We start from the raw sequence: 2,010 nt of genomic DNA on the forward strand, positions 1-2,010 counted from the left end.
CGCGGCGGGTCCGTCCACCCAGGCGGTGTGCCACTCCGGGGCCACGTGCCCGGTCACCTCGTGGGAGTCGTCGGGTGCCGTCGCCGGACCCCGACCGTCGCCCGAACTGCTGCCCCGCCCCGTGTCGTTCATGACCTGCACCGTAGCCGCCGCCACCCACAACCCGTGCGGGCGGGACGCCCACGGCCCCGCCGCGAGGACGTCAGCCCCAGGCCATCACGTACTCGTGCTCGAACACGGTGTACCCGGCCCGGCCGAAGGCGGCCGCCATCGGCGTGTTGCCGACGTCGGTGGAGGCCCGGACCGTGTCGGCGCCGGCCTCGGCCAGCACCCGGGTGCCCTCGGCGAGGAGTTCCTCGGCCAGGCCCCGGCCGCGGTGGGCGGGCAGCACGCCGAGGTAGGCGACGATCGGCCGGTAGGCGTTGCGGGCCGCGATCACCAGGCCCACCGGCTCGCCCGTCCCGGCCGATTCGGCGACCCGCCACCACGCGCGCGGGGTGGCGTAGTGCGCGAACTCCTCGTCGTACTGGAACTGCGCGGCCTCGCGGGCCGTCATCCGGGCCAGGTCGTCGCGGCTGTGGGCGTCCAGGGTGCCGCTGAGGATCCCGGTGCAGAGGTCGACCACCTCCGCCTCACCGGCGGCGGGCCGGAAGCGCAGCCGCCCGGTCGGGCTCGGCACGGGAGTGCCGGCGCGCCACTCCAGGCGCAGCCGTTCCACGAACGGCACGGCGCCGAGCCGTTCCACGACCGCGAGCGGGCCGTCGACGGCGGCGCGCACGGCAGGGTCCGCGCGCCAGCCGGCGGGCAGGAACCGGGTGTACTTCGGCGGCACCGCGCCCTCGGGCACGACGGCGGCGAGGGCGTGCCGGAGCAGCGCCTCCGCGGTGGCCCGGTGGCCGGGCAGGTGGTCGAGCACGTCCAGCAGCAGCGGCTCGGTGCTACCGGGCGGGCACCACCAGCCGGCGCGGGCGAGCAGCCGCCCGTCGGCGTCCAGCGCCGTCCAGAGCAGCTCCGCACGGCGCCGCCCGGAGGCGAGGTCGCCGGCGATCTCGTGGTTGAACAGGTACGGCAGCCGGTTGAACAGCTCCACCTCGTCCGGCCCGGTGATCGGGCGCAGCACGATGCCGTCGGTGGTGGAAGGGACAGGTGGTGCGGGTACAGGTGGTGCGGGGACTGCTGGTGCGGGTACTGCGGTCAAGGCACGCTCCGTGGTGTGGTGCGCCCGGCCGCTCCGGTCAGCGCTGCTGCGCCGCCCGGGAGGGTCCGTGCGCGGTCGTCCTGCTGGTCATCGCCGGCCCTCCTCTCACGTGGTCTCGGTGACGTTCCGTCAGCCTCGAGTTCTACCCCTCCGGAAGCAACGGATGCAAACGATTATTCGCAGGCCCCGCGCCTGCTATCCTGTGTGCGCTGCCTTCGGAGCCCGCACTGGGCCTGTCCGGAGGCTTTTTTCATGCCTTCCGACACGCTCGCACCTCCCTCGTCCGCCGCCCCGACCACCTACCGCACGCTGCTGCGCACCGGGCAGTTCGCCGCCCTGTTCACGAGTTTCACGCTGACCGTGGCCGCGAACGCGCTCGCCGGCCTCGCCCTCGGCACCCTCGTCGGCCGGCAGACCGGCTCGCCGTTCCTGACGGCGGTCAGCATGTACGGCGCCACGTTCGCGACCGTCCTCGGCGCGTTGACCCTGATGTCGGTCGCCGACGGGCGCCGCCCGCGCCGGACCCTGCTGGTGCTGCACGGCGTGTCGTTGGCGGGCACGGCCGCGCAGGCGGTGCCCGGCCTGCCGCTGGTGGGCCGGTTCGGCGTGCTCGTGGTGCTGGGCTTCGTCCAGTCGCTGGGGACGGCCACCCGGATGGGGCTGCTCGCCGAGGCGGTGCCCGCCGCCGGGTACGCGCCGGCCCGTTCCCTGATGAACATCGCCTCGGGCGGCCTGACCGTGCTCGGCTGCGCCGCGGGCGCCGCGCTGCTGCAGCAGGTGGACCCGCAGCGGGTGCTCACCGTGGCGGCCGG

The 2,010-nt window shown here is 75.2% G+C and carries 1 protein-coding gene and 1 pseudogene; one reads left to right on the plus strand and one right to left on the minus strand.

The genetic code is table 11. The annotated features are described in order from the left end of the window. Positions 1-202 precede the first annotated feature (202 nt). Complete coding sequence (locus ABZ641_RS35000) at positions 203-1,120, minus strand: GNAT family N-acetyltransferase (protein ID WP_344622443.1); 918 nt, start codon at positions 1,118-1,120, stop codon at positions 203-205. Positions 1,121-1,450: 330 nt separating this feature from the next. On the opposite strand from ABZ641_RS35000, the pseudogene ABZ641_RS35005 reads away from it, so the two are divergent. Further along, positions 1,451-2,010, plus strand: a pseudogene (locus tag ABZ641_RS35005) (hypothetical protein); the annotation flags it as partial.

It is taken from the genome of Kitasatospora sp. NPDC007106 (assembly GCF_040634455.1).
Lineage (GTDB): Bacteria > Actinomycetota > Actinomycetes > Streptomycetales > Streptomycetaceae > Kitasatospora > Kitasatospora arboriphila.